The organism is Mycobacterium riyadhense (assembly GCF_963853645.1).
GTDB classification, from domain to species: Bacteria; Actinomycetota; Actinomycetes; order Mycobacteriales; family Mycobacteriaceae; genus Mycobacterium; species Mycobacterium riyadhense.
This window is the reverse complement of the sequence record NZ_OY970456.1, coordinates 4,209,779-4,229,109: the sequence shown is the minus strand read 5'-3', so window position 1 is coordinate 4,229,109 and position 19,331 is coordinate 4,209,779. Positions and strand designations below refer to the sequence as shown.

The following is a 19,331-nucleotide window of genomic DNA, read 5'->3' as shown; positions in this document are numbered from 1 at the left end:
CTTCGAGCGTGAACCCTGGGCGGCAAATAGCCCCGAATTTTCGCCCTGGCGTGACGCTCGAATCCCTAAGCGCACGAACCGGTGCTGCGATTTGGTGCGCCGTCAGGGTTTCGAACCCCGGACCCGCTGATTAAGAGTCAGCTGCTCTACCAACTGAGCTAACGGCGCCTTGGCCGGCCAGAGACCGCGTTTGCGACAATAACAGGCATTCCGTCGCGGAGCGAAATTCTCAGGTGACCTAGAGCACTTGACGGCAACAATCGGGCCGGACTTCCGCGGCGTGTGGCCGTGAGGCACTACAATACTGGGAACAATCCAGGGTCAGCGGTGACCAAAGTAAGCGAGATTATCTGGAAGGTCACTTGATGACGCCTTTGCACCGACGTCGATCGTGGCTGGCTGCGGTCATCATCCCGGTTGCTGTGTTCACCGGCGCGTGCAGCAGCGGCGGCGGCACCGCCGCGCCGGCCAAGGTCATCGTCGACAAAGGCACGCCGTTCGCTGATCTGTTGGTTCCGAAGCTCACCGCCTCGGTGACGGATGGTGCCGTCGGTGTCACGGTGGACGCACCGGTGACCGTTAGCGTCGCCGACGGGGTGCTGGCATCGGTAACCATGGTCAACGACAGCGGCAGGGCCATTAACGGTCAGCTCAGCCCCGACGGACTGCACTGGCAGACCACCGAGCAGCTCGGCTACAACCGGCGCTACACCCTGAACGCGAAGGCGTTGGGGATGGGCGGCGCGGCCAACCGCCAAATGACCTTCCAGACCAGTTCCCCCGCGCATCTGACCATGCCCTACGTCGTGCCCACCGATGGCGAGGTCGTGGGAGTCGGTCAGCCGGTGGCCATCCGGTTCGACGAGAATATCGCCAACCGCGTTGCCGCCGAGAAGGCCATCAAGATCACCACCAACCCGCCCGTCGAGGGCGCGTTCTACTGGCTGAACAACCGTGAAGTACGTTGGCGCCCAGAGCATTTCTGGAAGCCGGGTACCGCCATCGACGTAGCTGTGAACACCTACGGCGTCGACCTGGGTGAAGGCATGTTCGGCGAGGACAACGTCAAGACGCACTTCACCATTGGTGACGAGATGATCGCGACCGCCGATGACACCACCAAGATTCTGACCGTGCGGGTCAACGGCGAAGTGGTCAAGACCATGCCGACGTCGATGGGCAAGGACAGCACCCCGACCGCCAACGGCATCTACACCGTCGGCGCGCGGTTCAAGCACATCATCATGGATTCGTCCACCTATGGCGTACCGGTCAACTCGCCCAACGGATATCGCACCGACGTCGACTGGGCCACGCAGATTTCCTACAGCGGCGTCTTCGTGCACTCGGCGCCGTGGTCGGTGGGGGCGCAGGGCCACACAAATACCAGTCACGGCTGCCTGAACGTGAGCCCAAGCAACGCGCAGTGGTTCTACGACCACAGCAAGCGCGGCGACATCGTCGAGATCATCAACACGGTGGGCGGCACGTTGCCCGGAACCGAAGGCCTAGGCGACTGGAACATTCCGTGGGATCAGTGGCGCGCCGGTAACGCCAACGCGTAGTGGCGATCGCAAGCGCGGCGGAGCCGGGTGCAGCGGGTCGCCACCATGTGGGTAGTGGCGATCGCAAGCGCGGCGGAGCCGGGTGCAGCGGGTCGCCACCATGTGGGTAGTGGCGATCGCAAGCGCGGCGGAGCCGGGTGCAGCGGGTCGCCACCATGTGGGTAGTGGCGATCGCAAGCGCGGCGGAGCCGGGTGCAGCGGGTCGCCACCATGTGGGTAGTGGCGATTGCAAGCGCGGCGGAGCCGGGTGCAGCGGGTCGCCACGATGTGGGCTAGCGCATTACTGCGCGTTTTGGGATGGCTGACGGGACTCGAACCCCATGTGTGCGGGGACGCGCCAAGATGCATGCCGGGTCAAGTCCCCGGGAGTGGTGTAACGGCTGATCCTTCGATGGTGGGGTTAGTAGGGTTGGTTAGGGTCGGTGTTGGTGGTGTCGCCTCCTGTCGTGGGTTGCCATCCGCTGTCGGGGTTGCAGAAGTCCTCGGGCCAGGGCGCGGGGACGCCGTGCTCGTCGTGCCAGCCGGTGTGACCGGTGTCGGCGAGCTGGTCGAGGTAGGTTTGGCGGCTCAGCCCTGGGCCGAATCCGCCCGGGGTGTCTGGGTTTGTCATGCTGCGGGCTCCAGTTCGGGCAGGCCGTTGGTGGTCGGTGTTGTGGGTGCGGGTTCGGTGTTGCCGACGGCAGCGGCCCGGGCCAGGACGTCCAGTCCCAGGTAGCGCCGGCCCTCAGCCCATTCGTCGTGCTGTTCGGCCAGGACAGCTCCCACGAGGCGGATGACGGTGTCTCGGCCGGGGAAGATGCCGACAACGTCTGTGCGCCTGCGGATTTCGCGGTTGAGGCGTTCGTTTAACCGGCCCTCGCGGTTACGTCAACTTCGTGGCTCTGGGGTGGGTCGAGCGGTCGAGGCGTTGGAGATGGTCGGTGAGGGCATGGGCGACGCGGTCATGGCGGGCTGCTTCGTCGGCCCAGCCGCGGTTGTCCGCGTCAACTTTGAGTGCTTGGACGTCGGCGAGTTGGTTGGTGAGGGCGCCGCGGAATTCGGGCGCGGCGATGTAGTTGTCGCAGGTTTCGCAGATGTTGGCATACGGGCAGGCGCCGGCGGCAGGGTGGCGCGCGCAGTAGCCATGCCCGACGCGGGTTTTCAGCATCTCACTGTGTAGCCAGCTGACCTTGTCAGGCAAGATGGGTCGACCGACCGGGGTGAGAGTGAACTGGCGACGCATCTTGCCCATGGCATCGTCGTAGGCGGCGCGCAGGGTTGGCGAGGCAAGGGTGGCGTAGCGGATCGTCATCTGCGGTGTGACATGTCCGAGCAGCGCCATCAATGCCTGCATACTCATCCCCGCGTTGGCGAGTTCGGTGGCCCAGGTATGACGCAGCTGATGAGGCGTGACGACGAGGATGCCGCCGTCGGGTCCGCGCAGCCCAGCGGATTGGGCCGCGGCTAGCAGCCCGTTGCGCAGCCGTGCGTAGCCCAGGCGGCGGCCATGGTGGGTGAACAGGAAGTCGGTGAGCACGCCGGTGCGTGGATGGGTCAGTGGCCGGTGCACGCCACGGTGTGTGACCCACTCGTCGAGCGCAGCGGTAGTGGCCGCCGATAGCGGCACCATGCGTTCGGTGGCCAGCTTGCCTAGCGGCACCTTTAGCCAGGTGCCAGCCGCCCCGTAGTCAATGATGCTGCCCAATTCCAGGTCGAGCAGTTCACCCACCCGCAGTCCCGCGCCGCGCAGCACCGTCAACCCGATGCGGGCGAACGAATCATTCAGACAGGCAACAGCATTCATCACTGCCGTATCGATGTCAGGGGCCAGCGCCCGCGGCAGCGGCTGGTCAAGCTTAGGCACGTCGGCGGCGAAGACCAGCCGCCGTGGCGGCGCTTCTTCCCAGCCCCAGGCGGTGATGTCATCGAGCAGGTTGCGCAGGCTAAGCACCGCCGACTGGGCGACCGCAGCCGAGACGGTGCGCCCGGCGCCGGCGGCTGCGCGTTGTCCACGCCAGCCGCGGGTGCGGTTCCAGGCCAGGTACTTCTCGATGCAGGCGCGGTCGAGTTCGCGCAGGCTGGTCAGCTGCGGGTGGTGGGCGCTGAGGTATTCGACAAACGGCAGCAGGTCATTGATCAGCGATTCCACCGATTTGGGCCGCAACACCGCGGCTCGGACCCGGATATAGCGCAGCAGGGTGTCGCGGATCGTGGCAGCCATCGCCACGTCGGTGAATCGTTGTTCGAGGCTGCGTGCCCACGGTCGTCGTCGCGGAGCGGCGTCGAGGACCCGGACCTCGTAGAGCAGCTGGCGCAAGCTGGCCAACCGCGCCCGGTAGGCGCGCCGCGAGGACCGCGGGATGCAACTCGCCGACAACGCACTGTCGAATTCATCGATCGCCTGCTCGGTGAGGTCAGCGACCAGCCCACCATGGCAGGCCAGCAGCACTGCCAAGCACTCGCCGAGCACAGTTTCGATCCAAGAACTGCTCCAGCCCAACCGATTTCCCGCTTCACGCATCGCGGAAAATCCAGACGAATCACGGGCCTCCACGGCGACACCAAGCCCGGTCAGCTGCTTAATGGCGGCCAGCTCAACATCCAGCCGCAACCGGCCAGCACCAATCGCATAGCACAGCAGCGGCCACGCCCGACTCGAGCGAAGCTCGCCGGCCCGCTCAACCGCGGGCAGCGCCATCCACGCCGCCAGATCCGGGTGACGAGCCTGAAATTGCCGTGCGATTCGGATCCGGTCCCGGACCGCCCGACCGCTCAGGCCCAAGCCAGCGACGTAGTCGAGGTAGTCACTCAACACGTCGGTGCTGACACCAACGCAGCCCTGGACCGTAACAGCCGTCATCGCGGTGCCCCGGCCAACGTGGCGCGGGCGGCACCGTATTCGGCGGCGAGCTGCTCCAATGACAGGTGCACGTAACGGGCCGTGGTCTCCGGTGAGGCGTGTCCCATCAACGCCCGCAATGCAAGCAGATCCATTCCCGCGGAAGCTAATTCAGTGCCATAGGTATGACGCAGCCGATGCGGACGCACCCGGATCGAACCGGAAAGCTCACGGTGGCGGCGAAACAGGCTGCGCAGCCCAGCCTCGCTGACCGGCGCCCCAGTCGTCGGGCCGCGCAACACCATGAAGCACTGCGGCGTCGACAGCCCGGGCGGGCGCTCCAACCGCAGATAGGCGGCAAGCTCGGTGAAAAAAGCGGCATCCACCGGAACGTGGCGTTCCTTGCCGCCTTTACCGACCACCCGCAACCGTCGCCGACCCATGTCCACATCGGCCAACAGCAGCCCGCGCACCTCCGCCGACCGCAGTCCGCCCAGCAGCATCGCCAACACCATCGCCCGATCCCGGTGAGTACCCAACGAGGCAATGAATGAGTCGATATCGTTGGCCGGCAACGATTCTGGTAGCAGCAATGGCTGTCGCACCAACCGGCCGCCAGCACGGGCCCGCCCGGGACCCAGATGACCCAGCAGCCCGCGTTGCGCGCGACGCAGCCCCGCACCGCGCCGCGGCGAGGGCACCGGGTTGTCAACACGCCGCCCCGTCATCACCAGGTACTCAAACAACGCCCGAACCGCCGCTACCCGACGGTTCACCGTCGACGCCGCCGCCGAACGCGTCCGGTCCGCGCTCCCGCGACCGCCTAAGCGGCGCACGCCCTGCCAATCGATCCAGTCAAACACCAGCGGCGAATCAACAGCCGCCAGCGTCACATCGCGCTCGGCAAGAAACCGCGCCAGGTTCACCACATCGAATGCATAGGCACGCACCGTGGCCGGGCTGAAGCCTCGCCTGCTCAGGTGAGCCAGGAACGCATTCGCAGGATCAACCCCGTCCCAGTCACCATCGATCCGATACCCGCCATCGCCCTCGCTGACCCGCACCGCCATCGCCGTCTCCCGCCCTTCCCAGTCAGGGGCCTTGTTCTGAGCAGCATCCACCCGCTCCGGGGAATCGGTCCGGATCTCACGCCGCTACCCGGCTCGTGTCCGCTGAGAGCCGGTTAACGGATATGGGATTATTCGACCAGATTTGGCGCCACAGTTCCTTGGGGAACGCGGTGAAGGCCAGTATCTCAGCGCGGGCATCATCGAGGTGTTCGGCCACCGCGGGCAGCTTATCGGCCAACGCCTCGACGACACGGTCGAACTGGGCGTGTACCGCTTGGGCATCGGGCTGGTCATAGACCGAGTGCAGCAGCGCTTTGACCCATCCCCAGGAGCTTTTCGGGGTCACGTCCATTAAGTTGGCCGCGTAATGCGTGCGGCAGCGTTGCCAGGCCGCGCCGGGCAAGTTGGCCGCGATCGCCTCGACCAGGCCCCGGTGGGCATCGGAGGTGACCAGTCTGACCCCGTGCAGGCCGCGGGCGACCAGGTCGGCGAAGAAGGTGTTCCACGCCGGGCCGGTCTCACTGGTGGCGACACTGACTCCGAGCACCTCCCGGTGCCCGTCGGCGTTGACGCCGGTGGCCACCAGCACGACAGCGTTGACCACGCGCCCGTCTTCGCGGACTTTCATCGTCAACGCATCCGCCGCGACGAAGGTGAACGCTCCCGCCTCCCCAAGTGGGCGGGTGCGAAACGCCTTGACCTGCTCATCGAAGTCTGCGGCCATCCGCGAGACCTGCGACCTACTCAAACTGGTGACCCCCAACGTGGCCACCAGTTTGTCCATCCGTCGCGTGGAGACCCCGAGCAGATAGCAGGTCGCCACCACCGAAATCAGTGCCGCCTCAGCGCGTTTGCGGCGCTCCAGCAGCCATTCGGGGAAGTACGAGCCCTGGCGCAGCTTAGGGATCGCCACATCGATCGTGCCAACACGCGTGTCCAGTTCACGGTGGCGGTAGCCGTTACGCGAGTTCGCCCGATCCGGGCTGGGCCGGCCGTACTCGGCGCCGCATACCGCATCAGCATCAGCCGACAGCAGCGCGTTAAGCACCGTGCCCAGCAGAGTGCGCATCAGATCCGGCGACGCGTCGGACAGAGCCTGCTCCAACAACACAGCAGGGTTCACAATATGGGGAGCGGTCATCGTGTGGTTCCTCTCGAGAGTGCTTTGGAAGGTTCACTCGAAGGATCACGCGGTGACCGCGCTCTCGTCCCGAACGACACACCGGGAAACGATCACGCGATCCGCGTTACACCACTATCAGGGACGCAACTACGTGGGTGTCCGCAATCGAAGCGTCCGGCGTTCTAGTCCTCGCGACTCGTGGCGGCAAAGTCGCTGTCGACGAGATGCGCGGTATGTGTCTGTACTTCGAGGCGTTGCCGGTGATCGTGCTCAATGGAAGCGACGCCCCCCGTCCCCGCTTGTTCTCGTTGCTGCATGAGTTCGTGCACGTGGTGCTGCACACCGAGGGCTTGTGCGACGTGATCGCGGATGATCGCCCGCGCACCCAGGACCGGTTGCTAGAGGCTCGATGCGATGCAATCGCCGCCGAAGTGCTCGTGCGTGCGGACGTCGTGCGAGCGCGGCCCGAGGTCATCGTTCGCAGTGAGGCGCCGTCTCTGTGGGATTACGAGTCGCTGCGGCCGCGCACTTTGGCGTGAGTGCCGAGGCGTTCCTACGGCGGCTGAGCACTGTCGGAATCGTGCCGGTTGAGTTCTACCGCCAGCGCCGCGCCGAGTTCATCGCGGCTTACGAGGACGAGGCCGAGCGGGCCCGGTCGGCTGGGGGCGGGAATTGGTACCGCAATACCGTCCGCGATCTCGGTAAGGGCTACGTGAGGGCGGTGACTGATGCCCATCGCCGCCGCGTCATCGACAGCAACACCGCTGCGATCTACCTCGACGCCAAGGTCAGCCAGATTTTGAGGTTGGCTGAGTCCGCCGAGCTGCGGAGCGTGGTCTGACCACTGTGCTCTATTCCTTCGATACGAGCGCCATCTTGAACGGTAGGCGAGACCTCTTCCGGCCAGCGGTGTTTCGCAGTTTGTGGGCACGGGTCGAGGATGTGATCAGTGCCGGTCAGATTAGGTCGGTCGATGAGGTTCAACGCGAACTCGCGCGACGCGACGACGACGCTAAGCAGTGGGCGGACGCACAAACTGACCTGTTCTGCCCTCTCGATGAGCAGATCCTACAGGCGGTGCGGCGCATATTGCGCTTGTACCCGAACATGGTCCGGCAGGGAGGCAGGCGAAGCGCCGCCGACCCGTTCGTCATTGCGCTTGCGATGGTGAACAACGGCACGGTGGTTACCCAGGAGACTGCCGACCGGCAACATCGAAAGGCCCCGTATCCCCGATGTCTGCGACGCTCTCGGCGTGCCCTGGCTTACCCTGATGGGCTACATCGAGGCGCAGGGATGGAGTTTCTGAAGCGTCCGGCTGAGCCCACCTGGTCCGTAACTTCACTTGCCTCAGCCTGCGGACTTTAGCGTCAAGATGCCCAGTACACTTCGGCGTACTGGGTTTCATCTCTGCGTGTAGGACGAATAGTGCTATCGGCGAGATCCTGTGATCGCTCTTGGCGTGGGCGGATTGGGAACCTTGACAAATCGGATGCTCATTGACTGGTTGTCAGGGTTCTCTTCGTCCGCCGTCCCTATGACTTGATCGATCACTGTTCCGTTGTGGGCCATCAGCGGGCCGAGTTGCCTATAACGGAACCCGTGCTTGTCGAAGTAGACGAAACTTGTGCTGTGTACTGGGATATCTGTCCCGTCAAGATTGCTCATGACAATGCCGTTAGCCATCCGCCTACATGGAATCGTCACGGCCTGGGCATCTTCCCCGACACGGTTCGTTTGTTTGTGGACGCGCCGTTGGTTTTCGACCAACAGCTTGATCGCGCGGTTATGGCCGTTAGCTTTGTCCTTGCGAAGGACGCGCGGAACGTATCTCGTAAATAGTTTGTACTCAAGCCCTTTCATCGCTGCGCCCACGAAGTGAGTACCCGTCAAATTTCCAGGCCTGATGAGACCCGACCTGATGTGAAAGAAGTCGGGATCGTCCGCGACACCTGTCGATGTGTCGAAGTTTGCGATCTGGGCGACCAGCGGGACATCGCGCCCATCGAAACCGGCGATGACGATGGCGAGCCGCTTGTCATCCCAATTCAGGCGCCTAACCCTGTCTTGGGCATCCGCGCACAGCGCCCGCACCCCATTCTCGAAGATCAAGTAGTCTGACAGCATTTCTGCGATCCACTCCGACGTCGACTTCCGCAGGCGTCGGTCAACCCGTGCGATGCCGGTGAATGCGACTGAGAACGTTTGATTCCAGCAGACAAGCTTTGTGTAGTCGTCGTCAAAGACTGTTCCGTCTGGCCAAGTCAGCCGACGATCCGAGACCTGGATAATTCGGTCGCGCGTGTAGAGGGTTTGAACGAGGGTCATCGGATCGTGCCTGGTGTCGGAATAGTTGCTCCTGAGAAACGCTACCCGGCCCGCTAACGACGCACCTGCATCTCGGCCCGGCGCGTCTCAAGGCTGCAATAGCGTTGCAAGAGGTCCGGAAAAGTAAAAGGTCAGAGGTGAAAATACCCTCTGACCTGTTGGGGTGGCTGACGGGACTCGAACCCGCGACACCCAGGATCACAACCTGGTGCTCTACCAACTGAACTACAGCCACCATTGCCGGGCTTAGCCGCGGCGACGTCGATATTAACCGCTTGGACGCTCCTCGGCCGAATCGATATCCCCCGGCGTACCCGACCCGTTGGACAGCTCGGCGGCCACCGCCGCGATTTCGCTGGTAGATGGCCCTGGCAGGGGTACGAACGCGGTGCGACGGTAGAACTGCAGTTCGCGGATGGATTCGTGAATGTCGGCCAGCGCCCGGTGCGCGAGCCCCTTGGGCGGCTGTCCGAAGTAGATGCGCGGGTACCAGCGTCGGCAGAGTTCCTTGATCGAGCTGACGTCGATCATCCGGTAATGCAGAAACGAGTCCAATGTGGGCATGTCTCGCGCGATGAACGAACGATCGGTGGCAATCGAATTACCCGCCAGCGGCGCCGTCTTGGGTAGCTTGACGTGCTCGTTGACGTAATCGAGCACCATCGTCTCGGCGGTGGCTATATCAACCGTGGATGCTCGCACTTCGGCCGTTAGCCCCGAGCGCGAGTGCATTTCGGCGACAACGTCGATCATGGACGACAGCGCGGCGTCGTCGGCGTGGATTACCACGTCGACTCCGTCGCCGAGAATGTTCAGATCGGCATCGGTTACCAAGACGGCGATCTCGATCAACTTGTCGGTGCCCAGATCGAGCCCGGTCATTTCGCAGTCGATCCACACCAATTCATCACGCACAGCGCACAGCGTAGGCCCACGTCAGCCACACAACCGCCGCCCCCTGGCAAGTAGTGTGTTGATTTGCCGCACTGCAAGGGGATCTGATGAGCACTGAATCGGCGGGGACGCCCGCAAAGCGGATTTCGGCGGGCTATGCCGTCGAAGGTCAAGCGCTCGAGCTGGGCACTGTTGTGGTGGACGGCGAAGCCGACCCGACCGCTCAGATTCGCATTCCGCTGGCAACCGTCAACCGGCATGGTCTGGTTGCCGGGGCCACGGGAACCGGCAAGACCAAGACGCTGCAGTTGATCGCCGAGCAGCTCAGCGCGGCCGGTGTGGCCGTGCTGATGGCCGACGTGAAGGGCGACTTATCCGGTCTGGCCCAACCGGGGGAGGGCAACGACAAGACCGCCGCACGCGCAAAGGACACCGGCGACAACTGGTCGCCGACGGCATTTCCCGTGGAGTTCCTGTCGTTGGGTACCAGCGGAATTGGGGTCCCGGTGCGTGCGACCGTCGCCAGCTTTGGTCCGGTTCTGCTGTCAAAAGTCTTGGGGCTCAACGCCACTCAAGAGTCGACGCTAGGGTTGATCTTCCATTGGGCCAAAGACCGTCGGCTGGTCACCCTGGACGACCTGCGCCGGGCCATTAGCCACCTGACCAGCGAAGAGGGTAAAGCCGACCTGAAATCTTTGGGCGGTGTGTCGCCTACGACGGCGGGTGTCATCTTGCGTGCGCTGGTTAACCTCGAAGGCGAGGGCGGCGACACGTTCTTCGGCGAGCCCAAGCTCGACCCACAGGACCTGCAGCGCACAAACCAGGAAGGTCAGGGCATCATCTCGCTGCTCGAGTTCACCGGTCAGTCGCTGCGGCCGGTCATCTTTTCCACCTTCCTGATGTGGCTGCTGTCCGAACTGTTCACGTCCCTGCCCGAGGTGGGTGACGTGGACAAGCCCAAGCTGGTGTTCTTTTTCGACGAGGCACACCTGTTGTTCGCCGATGCGTCCAAGGCCTTCCTCGAGCAGGTCGAACAAACCGTCAAACTGATCCGCTCCAAGGGAGTCGGGGTGTTCTTCTGCACGCAGCTACCGACGGATCTGCCCAACGATGTGCTGTCCCAGTTGGGTGCCCGGGTCCAGCACGCGCTGCGGGCGTTCACGCCCGATGACCAGAAGGCGCTCAGCAAGACCGTGCGCACCTACCCGAAAACCGATGTATACGACCTGGAGTCGGCGCTGACATCGCTGGGAATCGGCGAGGCCGTCGTCACCGTGTTGTCGGAGAAAGGTGCACCGACACCGGTGGCGTGGACGCGCATGCGGGTGCCTCGGTCGCTGATGGCATCGATCGGCACCGACGCGGTCGCCGCTGCGGCCAAAGACAGTCCGCTGCAGGCCAAATACGGCCGGACGATAGAACACAAGCCGGATGCTCAACTAAGCACTCAGCCAGAGGCGGATCAGACTCCGCCGCGCGGGCAGTATGACCCCCTGCCGTGGCCGGACGTAACCGAGGTGCCGCCGATGCCGCCTCCCGCGGAGCCGAAGGGCCCCGCCATGTGGGAGCAGGTACTGAAGAACCCGACCGTGAAGAGCGCCATCAACACCGGCGTACGTGAGATCACCCGCAGCATCTTTGGCTCCGGGCGTCGCCGGCGGAAATAACGGCTATCCGCCGCCGAGCTTCTTGTAGAAGGCGCCCACGATCGGTGCCACGATGGCGCGGGGAGCATACCCGCTCGCTACCGACATCGCCTTCGAGGTCAATCCCGGAACGACACGCATCTTGTTGCGCGCCAACGCATCCAGGGACAACCGCGCGGTGTGCTCGGTCGAAATCCATAGGAAGTCTGGTACCAGCTTTTCGACGAGCGACGCCTCTTCTTCGGCGGGTAGGTCGGTGCGAACGGGCCCTGGGGCCAGCAGCGTGACGTGCACGCCGGAGCCACGTAGTTCACCACGCAACGATTCGCTGAAGGTGTTCGCGAACGCCTTGGTCGCGGCGTAGGTGGCGTTGTAGGGAATCGGCGAATTGCCCGCTGCCGAACCAGAAATCAAGATGCCCCCGGCCCCGCGCTCGATCATTCCGGGCAGCACTGCCAACGTAAGGTCGTGCACTCCAAGGGCATTCAGCTGAACCTGGGCCTTTTCGCCCGCCGGGTCCAGCGCGGCGACGGGACCAAAGGTCGCGGTACCCGCGTTGGCGCACAAGATCGAGATGGGCCGTGCGGCCAGTTCATCGCAGAGTTTCGCACGTTCGGACGGGTCGGCGAGGTCGGCCGGTCGCACCTCCACGGCGACGCGATACTTGTCTACCAGCCGCGCCGCCAGGTCGGTGAGCGCGTCTTCGCGTCGCGCGGTAACGATCAGGCTGTGCCCGCGCGCGGCAAGTTCGGTGGCCAGTGCTGCGCCGATGTTTTGCGAGGCTCCGGTGACAACGGCACGTGCGTCGTGGCTTGGGGCGGGTATCGGCATGCGGCCAATCGTAGACACCCCGTAGCGATCGCAAGCGCGGCGGAGCCGGGCGCGGCGGGTCGCTACCAATCCCGACGTAGCGATCGCAAGCGCGGCGGAGCCGGGCGCGGCGGGTCGCTACCAATCCCGACGTAGCGATCGCAAGCGCGGCGGAGCCGGGCGCGGCGGGTCGCTAGCAATCCCGACGTAGCGATCGCAAGCGCGGCGGAGCCGGGCGCGGCGGGTCGCTACCAATCCCAATAGGCTGCCGGACATGGATAACTCGGGCTCGGGTGCAGCTGAAGACCACCGCCCATGCGCCGAGCCGGTAGATCCGCAGACAAACAGCGAGAGCGGGCCTGCAAAATTACAGGCTGAAAGCGGCGGGCGAAGCCTGGTCGGAAGGCGGGGCGCAATGCGGTCGGGGTCGGCCACGTTGCTGCGTTTCCGTGTCGCGGCGTGGGCGCTGTGGGATTGCGGCTCCACCGGCCTGAATGCGATCGTGACGACCTTTGTGTTCTCCGTCTACCTGACCAGCAGCGTGGGCGAGGGCATGCCCGGAGGTGCTGCGCCGGAGAGTTGGTTGGGGCGCGCGGCCGCCGCCGCGGGGGTGACCATCGCGGTCTTGGCGCCCGTTGTCGGCGTGTGGGTGGAGTCACCGCATCGCCGACGGGTGGCGCTCGGCGTATTGACCGGCCTTGCAGTGGGGCTGACGTCCGCGATGTTTCTGATCCGCGACAATCCCGGCTACCTGTTTGCCGGGCTGGCGCTGCTTGCGGCGACGGCGGCGTGCAGTGATCTGGCCAGCGTTCCATACAACGCGATGCTGCGGCAGCTTTCGACGCCGCAGACGGCCGGCCGGGTTTCCGGCTTTGGCTGGGCGTCGGGTTATGTCGGCAGCGTCCTGCTGCTGATGCTGGTCTATCTAGGCGTCATGTCCGGCACCGGTGAGCTCCGCGGGCTGCTGCGCGTGCCGACCAACGACGGACTCAACGTCCGGGTAGCGATGCTGCTCGCCGCGGCGTGGCTGGCGCTGCTGGCGCTGCCGCTGCTATTCGTTGCGCACCGGCTACCCGGAGCGGACGAGGTTTCTCACTCGACGGGGATCCTGGGTGGCTATCGAAAACTGTGGACCGACATCAGCGCCGAATGGCGCCGCGACCGTAACCTCGTCTACTTCCTGATCGCCAGCGCCATCTTCCGAGACGGGCTTGCGGCGACGTTCGCCTTCGGCGCGGTGCTGGGCGTCAATGTCTACGGGCTTGCGCAAGCCGACGTGCTGATGTTTGGTGTGGCAGCGAGCGTGGTGGCCGCACTGGGCGCGGTGCTGGGCGGGTTCGTCGACCACTGGGTGGGTTCCAAGCCGGTCATCGTGGTCTCGCTGGCCGCGATCCTCGCCTCGGCGCTCACCTTGATGGCGTTGTCCGGTGCGGTCGCGTTCTGGGTGTGCGGGTTGCTGCTATGTCTGTTCATTGGACCGTCGCAGTCGTCTGCGCGTGCACTGCTGCTGCGGATGGCTCAGCACGGCAAGGAGGGGGTGGCCTTCGGTCTGTACACGATGACGGGTCGAGCGGTGGCCTTCGTGGCACCGTGGTTGTTTTCCGTCTTCGTCGACGCGTTCGGGGCGGTCCGCGCCGGCCTGGGCGGCATATGCCTGGTGCTGCTGGTGGGACTCGTGGCCATGCTGGCGGTACGAGTTCCGCGGCGTGGCGCCGCCGCCGTGACCGACGCGCTTTAGCTCGTCGGGGCGTCACAGATGGTTAAGCCCACCCCGGTGCGCTGGCGTACCTGGACTCCGGCAACGGTCACCGAGCAGGTGATGTCGTGGCCGATGTTGACGATCGTGACGGTCGCCGTGTGCTCGGCCGACTTCGACAGGCTGACTTCTTTGGTCCACGGTAGCGCTACGTTGAACTCGGTCTGTATGACATCGCCGGTGTCCAGGTAGCTGACGCTGATGGCGCGGCCTTCGCCAGTGACGTTATAGACAACTGTTTGCATTGCGGCGGCGCCGGTCGTTTCGGTGGCTGTGCCCGAGCCACTCGTAGTGGTGGGCGCCGGCGCGGCACTGGGCGAGGGTGGCGTCCTTGTCGTGGTCGAAAGCGACGAACTTGGTCCGGGCATCGGGGGCAACGGTTCGACCGCAGTTTGGTTCTTGACCGAAATGTTTGCGATTACCAACGCGATGACCAAGCCGACCACCAGGAGCACCGCCGCGCCGGCGGCAAACCACAACCAGCGCGGTGTTTTCGGCTCTCGCGGTGGCTGCGGGCCCTCCGGCGGCATCGAACCCGACGATGCCTGGTCTTGGTGCCAGTACTGGGGCAACCGCTGGGTTGGATTCGGTTCGTTGGATCCCGGCGCCCACAGCGGGATGTGACCACCGTAGGTGGGCGCATAGGGTGCCTGGCCGGCGTAAGCGGGATCGACGGGCTGCGCATTTGGGGGACCCTGCGGCACGGTCGGTCCCCCTGATAGAGGGGGACCAAACCGCTGGGGTCGACGTGGATCGCTCATGTCCACCTCATGGATTGCAGGGTACCGGGCGATATGGAACAACGTCGCCGGAGTGCACGGAAGAGTTCTTCAACAAACGTTGATGTTTGTGTGATATACGGGTAGAGTCTTTCTTGAACGAACGCTGAAGAAATAGGTTTTGGAGCCGGGGGTGGATGCGGTGAAGTTCGGGATTGACGTACCCACGTGTCTGGCCGGCATGGCATATCCGGTTCCGTTTGCCACGGCCGGCGAGGTGGTTCAGATCGCGGTCGAGGCCGAAGGACTTGGCTATGACGAGGTCGCCGGCAACGATCATCTGAGCACGCAACGGTTCGTGCGCGAGGCGTGGTCGGCACCACCGGATTATTTTGAGCCGCTGATGATGCTGGCTTCGATCGCCGCCAAGACCTCTGTGGTGCGGCTTGCCACGGGGATCCTCGTCTTGCCAATGCGTGACCCGGTGCTGCTTGCCAAGCAGGTTGCCACGCTGGACCACATCAGCGGCGGCCGCGTCACACTAGCAGTGGCAGCCGGTGGCTACCGAGACGAATTTGAATCAGTGACACCGGATTTCGCCGATGCGTCGCGTACTCGACTGATGACCGAGGGTATTGAAGCATTACGCATTCTGTTTGAGCAGCCGCGGTCGACCTATGACGGCAAGTACCGACGTTTCTGCGACGTCGAGTCGTACCCCAAGCCGGTTCAGTCTCCGCTGCCAATCTTTTCTGGCGGCAACGCACGGGGCGCGATCCGACGGGCGGGGGAGCGTTGCCAGGGTTGGCTGCCGGCCAAGCTGGGGCCGGCCGAAATCGCCGCTGGCCGGGCGCAAGTGGCGGAATATGCGCGGGCCGCGGGACGGGATCCCGCCGAAGTCACGATCGGTTTGCAGACGGTCGTGTGCCTTGCTCCGACCGCTGAGAAGGCGGGTGAACGCCTTGAGGGCTCCACATTCGAGCTATTCCGAACCTCGTTGCGGGACACCATGATGAAGGGCGTGAGTCTGGACAAGTATGTCGCCGACAATCTCATCGGGACACCAGAACAGGTGTGCGCCAAGGTCGCTGCGTTCGAGGAGGCCGGGTTGGATGGCTTCTACGCCACCTTGTTCGTCGCCAATACCGCCGACGAAATGCTGGAACAGATGCGCCTTTTCGCTCGGCACGTCATTCCCGCGTTCCCGGACAGATCAACAACCCGCTACTGATCGCTGGCCATGAGCGCGGCGACCGTCATCGCCTTCATGACGGCGCGGGAACGTACCGCGCGTGCCGGCTTGGCATCCGCCGATTTCATGCTGTGCGGTGTGGAATTCAGCAGGCCGAACACCGCATGCGCCATCAGCCGGGCGTCGGCCTCGGCCAGGGCGGGGTTGAGTTCGCGCAAGGTGCCCACCCAGAGCTCTACGTACTGCCGCTGGGCCTTCCGGACCTGCCGCTCGGCGGCCGCGGGCAAGTGTGCAAGGTCACGATCCTGGATCCTGATGAGGTCGGGCTCGCCGAGGGCAAAGTCGAGGTGAAAATCGATGAGGCCGTCCAGTGCCGCCGCGGGGTCGGCAATGCGAGCCGTCACATTGCGCGCACCGGCGAGAAGCCGGGCGCTGATCCCGACCAGCAATTCGACCAGCAGCGACTCCTTGTTGGGGAAATGGCGGTAGATGGCCGGGCCGCTGACGCCGGCGGCGGCACCGATGTCCTCCAGCCGCACTGCGAGGAAACCGCGGTCGGCGAACAGCCGTTCGGCGGCCGACAGCAGTTGTAGGCGCCGGTCGGATTTCAACTGGCTGCGACGATTTGGGGCCCCGGCCTGACCGGGCTCGCCGGGTTGGCCGGGTTGGCCGTTAGGGGCGGACGCTGTCATGACGGCCTCCGTCCACAATTCGTCCTGGACACTTCGGTTAATCGTCACTAACGTAACACGAGTTATTCGCTATTAACTCGAGTTTGTCGCGTGTGGGCGCCAGGCGGAGGAACCGTGGCCGCAGCAGCCGCTGACCGTAATCCGCTGTCCTACGAGTGTGGTCCGGACCAACCCGCACTGCTCGCGACGACCATTGGCAGCAATCTCGCAGATACCGTGGTCCGGTACGGGCATCGGGAGGCACTCGTCGACTTCCGTGCGGGGCTGCGGTGGACTTACGCCGAGTTGCTGGTTGCGGTGCGCCGGCTCGCGACGGGATTGCTGCGGGCCGGTATCGGCCCCGGCGATCGGGTCGGCATCTGGGCGCCAAACCGGTGGGAGTGGGTGCTGGTCCAGTACGCGACGGCAGAGATCGGCGCGATTCTGGTGACCATAAACCCCGCCTATCGTGCTCGTGAATTGGAGTATGCGCTAAGGCAATCCGGGGTTGCGATGGTGATTGCCGCCGAGGGGTTCAAGGATGCGGACTACTCGGCGATGCTGGCTGAGGTGGCGCCCAGCTGCCGCGGCCTGCGCCATGTGGTGTTGCTGGACAGCGATGGCTGGGAGGTGCTGGCCAGGGCCAACACCGACCCGGCCGCTTTGCAGGATATCGCAGCGCAGCTGGCTAGCCGCGACCCCATCAACATCCAATACACTTCTGGCACAACGGGATCCCCGAAGGGTGTCACGCTGAGCCATCGCAACATCCTCAACAACGGCTACCTGGTGGGCGAACTGCTCGGGTACACCGAGCACGATCGTATCTGCATTCCGGTGCCGTTCTATCACTGCTTCGGGATGGTGATGGGCAACCTAGCAGCCTCCAGCCACGGCGCCTGCATGGTAATTCCAGGGCCGCGCTTCGACCCTGCCGCCACCCTGCGGGCGGTGCAGGACGAACGGTGCACCAGTCTTTACGGGGTGCCGACAATGTTCATTGCCGAGTTGGGCCTGCCGGATTTCGCCGACTATGAGTTGGGGAGCCTGCGTACCGGGATCATGGCCGGCGCCTCGTGCCCGGTCGAGGTGATGCGCAAGGTGATCGAACACATGCACATGCCCGGGGTCTCGATCTGCTACGGCATGACAGAAACTTCCCCGGTATCCACCCAGACCCGTACGGATGACTCGTTGGAGCGACGCGTGGGCACGGTCGGCCGGGTGGGTCCGCATCTCGAAATCAAGGTGGTGGATCCCCTCACTGGGCAGACCGTGCCCCGCGGCGTTGCCGGCGAGTTCTGCACGCGCGGCTATTCGGTGATGTCCGGCTATTGGGATGAGCCGGAGCGGACTGCTGAGGTGATCGACGCCGATGGTTGGATGCACACCGGAGACCTGGCCGCGATGGATGTTTACGGGTACGTGCAGATCACCGGGCGGATCAAGGACATCGTCGTGCGTGGCGGCGAGAATATCTCGCCACGCGAGATCGAGGAGTTTCTCTACACCCATCCCGATATCGTCGACGGCCACGTCATTGGGGTGCCAGACGAACGCTACGGCGAGGAGCTCATGGCGGTGGTCAAGCTGCGCGACGGTGCCCCGGGATTGACCATTGAGCAATTGCGTGAATTCTGTACGGGCCGGATCGCCCGGTTCAAGATTCCTCGGTATCTGTGGATCGTCGACGAGTTCCCGATGACCGTGACCGGCAAGGTCCGCAAAGTGGAGATGCGGCAACAGGCGATCGAGTACCTCGCCCGTCGAGGGTGAGGCGCCGTCCTGGACGCGATCGCACGCGCGATGGTATTCTCACAGCCAGTTAATCAAGATTAACTGAAATCGGAGGCCCTAGCGGTAATGGATAAGGTGGTGGCTACCGCTGCGGAGGCGGTCGCGGACATAGCCGACGGGTCGTCCCTGGCGGTCGGGGGATTCGGGCTTTGCGGCATTCCCGAAGCACTGATCGCAGCGCTGGCTGATCGCGGCGTCACCGACCTGGAAACGGTGTCGAACAACTGTGGTGTTGACGGCGTCGGTCTTGGGGTGCTGTTGCAGCACAAACGAATTCGTCGAACCATCTCATCCTATGTGGGCGAGAACAAGGAGTTCGCCCGCCAGTTTCTGTCCGGAGAACTCGAAGTAGAACTGACCCCGCAGGGAACCCTGGCCGAGCGGCTGCGCGCCGGCGGGATGGGCATACCGGCCTTCTATACGCCGGCCGGGGTCGGAACCCAGATCGCGGACGGCGGATTGCCGTGGCGCTACGACGCCTCCGGCGCGGTGGCCGTGGTGTCGCCGCCAAAAGAGACCCGCGAATTCGACGGTGTCACCTACGTTCTCGAGCGGGGTATCCGCACCGACTTCGCCCTGGTGCACGCCTGGAAGGGCGACCGGCACGGCAACCTGGTGTACCGCTACGCCGCTGGAAACTTCAATCCGGAATGCGCGCCAGCCGGCCGGATCACGATTGCCGAGGTCGAGCATCTCGTCGAACCCGGAGAGATCGACCCCGCCACCGTCCACACACCAGGCGTGTTCGTGCAGCGGGTCGTGCACGTGCCCAATCCCATCAAGAAGATTGAGAAGGAGACGGTGCGGTGACCGCGCCGGCGACGATGCAGAGCGAAGCGATGTGGGGCACGTCCCCACAAGTGGGAGGTACCCCCACCCGCTTGCGGGGGAGAGGAGCGGCGCCAAATGACCGCGCCGGCGACGATGCAGAGCGAAGCGATG

14 protein-coding genes, 2 tRNA genes and 4 pseudogenes are annotated in these 19,331 nt (G+C 64.4%); 8 read left to right on the top strand and 12 right to left on the bottom strand.

What is annotated here, in order from left to right; translation table 11 throughout:
- Nucleotides 1–92 precede the first annotated feature (92 nt).
- Nucleotides 93–168, bottom strand: a tRNA-Lys gene (locus AADZ78_RS18625).
- A gap of 197 nt (nt 169–365) precedes the next feature.
- Here AADZ78_RS18625 and AADZ78_RS18620 point away from each other — a divergent pair.
- On the top strand, nt 366–1,565 hold the full coding sequence (locus tag AADZ78_RS18620) for a L,D-transpeptidase (protein ID WP_085253507.1): 1,200 nt from the start codon (nt 366–368) through the stop codon (nt 1,563–1,565).
- A 400-nt stretch (nt 1,566–1,965) separates the two neighbouring features.
- Here the strand turns inward: AADZ78_RS18620 and AADZ78_RS18615 are convergent, their stop codons facing one another.
- The 5 genes and pseudogenes from AADZ78_RS18615 to AADZ78_RS18595 all read right to left on the bottom strand — a co-directional run.
- Nucleotides 1,966–2,175, bottom strand: coding sequence for a hypothetical protein (locus tag AADZ78_RS18615; RefSeq protein ID WP_085253506.1), 210 nt, complete (start codon nt 2,173–2,175; stop codon nt 1,966–1,968).
- A pseudogene (locus AADZ78_RS18610) lies at nt 2,172–2,408 on the bottom strand (transposase); the annotation flags it as partial. The gene AADZ78_RS18615 and the pseudogene AADZ78_RS18610, both read right to left, overlap by 4 nt.
- A gap of 19 nt (nt 2,409–2,427) precedes the next feature.
- A complete protein-coding gene (locus AADZ78_RS18605; RefSeq protein WP_085253505.1) occupies nt 2,428–4,404 on the bottom strand; it encodes a site-specific integrase in 1,977 nt (658 codons plus the stop codon).
- Nucleotides 4,401–5,453: a tyrosine-type recombinase/integrase gene (locus tag AADZ78_RS18600; protein ID WP_204903510.1), complete on the bottom strand. Its 1,053-nt coding sequence runs from the start codon at nt 5,451–5,453 to the stop codon at nt 4,401–4,403. The genes AADZ78_RS18605 and AADZ78_RS18600 overlap by 4 nt, the downstream gene beginning before the upstream one ends.
- Before the next feature lie 88 nt (nt 5,454–5,541).
- Nucleotides 5,542–6,594 (bottom strand): annotated as a pseudogene (locus AADZ78_RS18595) (IS256 family transposase); the annotation flags it as partial.
- Nucleotides 6,595–6,728: 134 nt separating this feature from the next.
- Here AADZ78_RS18595 and AADZ78_RS18590 point away from each other — a divergent pair.
- Together AADZ78_RS18590 and AADZ78_RS18585 are read left to right on the top strand one after the other, a co-directional pair.
- Nucleotides 6,729–7,417, top strand: a pseudogene (locus AADZ78_RS18590) (ImmA/IrrE family metallo-endopeptidase); the annotation flags it as partial.
- A gap of 5 nt (nt 7,418–7,422) precedes the next feature.
- Nucleotides 7,423–7,885, top strand: a pseudogene (locus tag AADZ78_RS18585) (DUF4411 family protein).
- A 122-nt stretch (nt 7,886–8,007) separates the two neighbouring features.
- Here the strand turns inward: AADZ78_RS18585 and AADZ78_RS18580 are convergent.
- The 3 genes from AADZ78_RS18580 to orn form a co-directional block, all read right to left on the bottom strand.
- Nucleotides 8,008–8,904, bottom strand: a complete 897-nt coding sequence (locus AADZ78_RS18580) for a hypothetical protein (protein ID WP_085249540.1) — start codon at nt 8,902–8,904, stop codon at nt 8,008–8,010.
- Nucleotides 8,905–9,063: 159 nt separating this feature from the next.
- Nucleotides 9,064–9,139 (bottom strand) — tRNA-His (locus tag AADZ78_RS18575).
- Nucleotides 9,140–9,171: 32 nt separating this feature from the next.
- On the bottom strand, nt 9,172–9,819 hold the full coding sequence (gene orn / locus AADZ78_RS18570) for an oligoribonuclease (protein WP_085249539.1): 648 nt from the start codon (nt 9,817–9,819) through the stop codon (nt 9,172–9,174).
- 86 nt (nt 9,820–9,905) lie between these two features.
- On the opposite strand from orn, the gene AADZ78_RS18565 reads away from it, so the two are divergent.
- Nucleotides 9,906–11,465 carry a helicase HerA-like domain-containing protein gene (locus AADZ78_RS18565; protein WP_085249538.1) on the top strand — a complete coding sequence of 520 codons (1,560 nt, stop codon included), beginning with the start codon at nt 9,906–9,908 and terminating at the stop codon, nt 11,463–11,465.
- Nucleotides 11,466–11,468: 3 nt separating this feature from the next.
- Here the strand turns inward: AADZ78_RS18565 and cmrA are convergent, their stop codons facing one another.
- Nucleotides 11,469–12,275 carry a mycolate reductase gene (gene cmrA / locus AADZ78_RS18560; RefSeq protein WP_085249551.1) on the bottom strand — a complete coding sequence of 269 codons (807 nt, stop codon included), beginning with the start codon at nt 12,273–12,275 and terminating at the stop codon, nt 11,469–11,471.
- Nucleotides 12,276–12,669: 394 nt separating this feature from the next.
- Here cmrA and AADZ78_RS18555 point away from each other — a divergent pair, with 394 nt between their 5' ends.
- Nucleotides 12,670–13,992 (top strand): MFS transporter, encoded by a 1,323-nt coding sequence (locus AADZ78_RS18555; protein ID WP_085249537.1) that lies wholly within the window; start codon nt 12,670–12,672, stop codon nt 13,990–13,992.
- On the opposite strand, the gene AADZ78_RS18550 is transcribed toward AADZ78_RS18555, so the two are convergent.
- Nucleotides 13,989–14,771, bottom strand: coding sequence for an MmpS family transport accessory protein (locus tag AADZ78_RS18550; protein ID WP_085249536.1), 783 nt, complete (start codon nt 14,769–14,771; stop codon nt 13,989–13,991). The genes AADZ78_RS18555 and AADZ78_RS18550 overlap by 4 nt on opposite strands.
- Before the next feature lie 151 nt (nt 14,772–14,922).
- Here AADZ78_RS18550 and AADZ78_RS18545 point away from each other — a divergent pair, with 151 nt between their 5' ends.
- Nucleotides 14,923–15,960, top strand: a complete 1,038-nt coding sequence (locus AADZ78_RS18545; protein ID WP_085249535.1) for an LLM class flavin-dependent oxidoreductase — start codon at nt 14,923–14,925, stop codon at nt 15,958–15,960.
- Here AADZ78_RS18545 and AADZ78_RS18540 read toward each other — a convergent pair.
- Entirely contained in the window at nt 15,954–16,613 is a 660-nt protein-coding gene (locus AADZ78_RS18540) for a TetR/AcrR family transcriptional regulator (RefSeq protein WP_085249550.1), read from the bottom strand. The two genes, AADZ78_RS18545 and AADZ78_RS18540, sit on opposite strands and share 7 nt — an antisense overlap.
- A gap of 114 nt (nt 16,614–16,727) precedes the next feature.
- Between AADZ78_RS18540 and AADZ78_RS18535 the strand changes: the two genes are divergently transcribed.
- Complete coding sequence (locus tag AADZ78_RS18535) at nt 16,728–18,368, top strand: AMP-binding protein (protein ID WP_085249534.1); 1,641 nt, start codon at nt 16,728–16,730, stop codon at nt 18,366–18,368.
- 87 nt (nt 18,369–18,455) lie between these two features.
- The gene (locus AADZ78_RS18530) at nt 18,456–19,199 is read left to right on the top strand and encodes a CoA transferase subunit A (RefSeq protein WP_085249533.1); all 744 of its coding nucleotides are present in this window, start codon (nt 18,456–18,458) and stop codon (nt 19,197–19,199) included.
- The last annotated feature ends 132 nt before the right edge of the window (nt 19,200–19,331 follow it).

Coding starts and splice junctions, on each gene's coding strand:
- AADZ78_RS18620 (WP_085253507.1), top strand. CDS start 366: ATGACGCCTTTGCACCGACGTCGATCGTGGCTGGCTGCGGTCATCATC.
- AADZ78_RS18615 (WP_085253506.1), bottom strand. CDS start 2,175: ATGACAAACCCAGACACCCCGGGCGGATTCGGCCCAGGGCTGAGCCGC.
- AADZ78_RS18605 (WP_085253505.1), bottom strand. CDS start 4,404: ATGACGGCTGTTACGGTCCAGGGCTGCGTTGGTGTCAGCACCGACGTG.
- AADZ78_RS18600 (WP_204903510.1), bottom strand. CDS start 5,453: ATGGCGGTGCGGGTCAGCGAGGGCGATGGCGGGTATCGGATCGATGGT.
- AADZ78_RS18580 (WP_085249540.1), bottom strand. CDS start 8,904: ATGACCCTCGTTCAAACCCTCTACACGCGCGACCGAATTATCCAGGTC.
- AADZ78_RS18565 (WP_085249538.1), top strand. CDS start 9,906: ATGAGCACTGAATCGGCGGGGACGCCCGCAAAGCGGATTTCGGCGGGC.
- cmrA (WP_085249551.1), bottom strand. CDS start 12,275: ATGCCGATACCCGCCCCAAGCCACGACGCACGTGCCGTTGTCACCGGA.
- AADZ78_RS18555 (WP_085249537.1), top strand. CDS start 12,670: ATGCGGTCGGGGTCGGCCACGTTGCTGCGTTTCCGTGTCGCGGCGTGG.
- AADZ78_RS18550 (WP_085249536.1), bottom strand. CDS start 14,771: ATGAGCGATCCACGTCGACCCCAGCGGTTTGGTCCCCCTCTATCAGGG.
- AADZ78_RS18540 (WP_085249550.1), bottom strand. CDS start 16,613: ATGACAGCGTCCGCCCCTAACGGCCAACCCGGCCAACCCGGCGAGCCC.
- AADZ78_RS18530 (WP_085249533.1), top strand. CDS start 18,456: ATGGATAAGGTGGTGGCTACCGCTGCGGAGGCGGTCGCGGACATAGCC.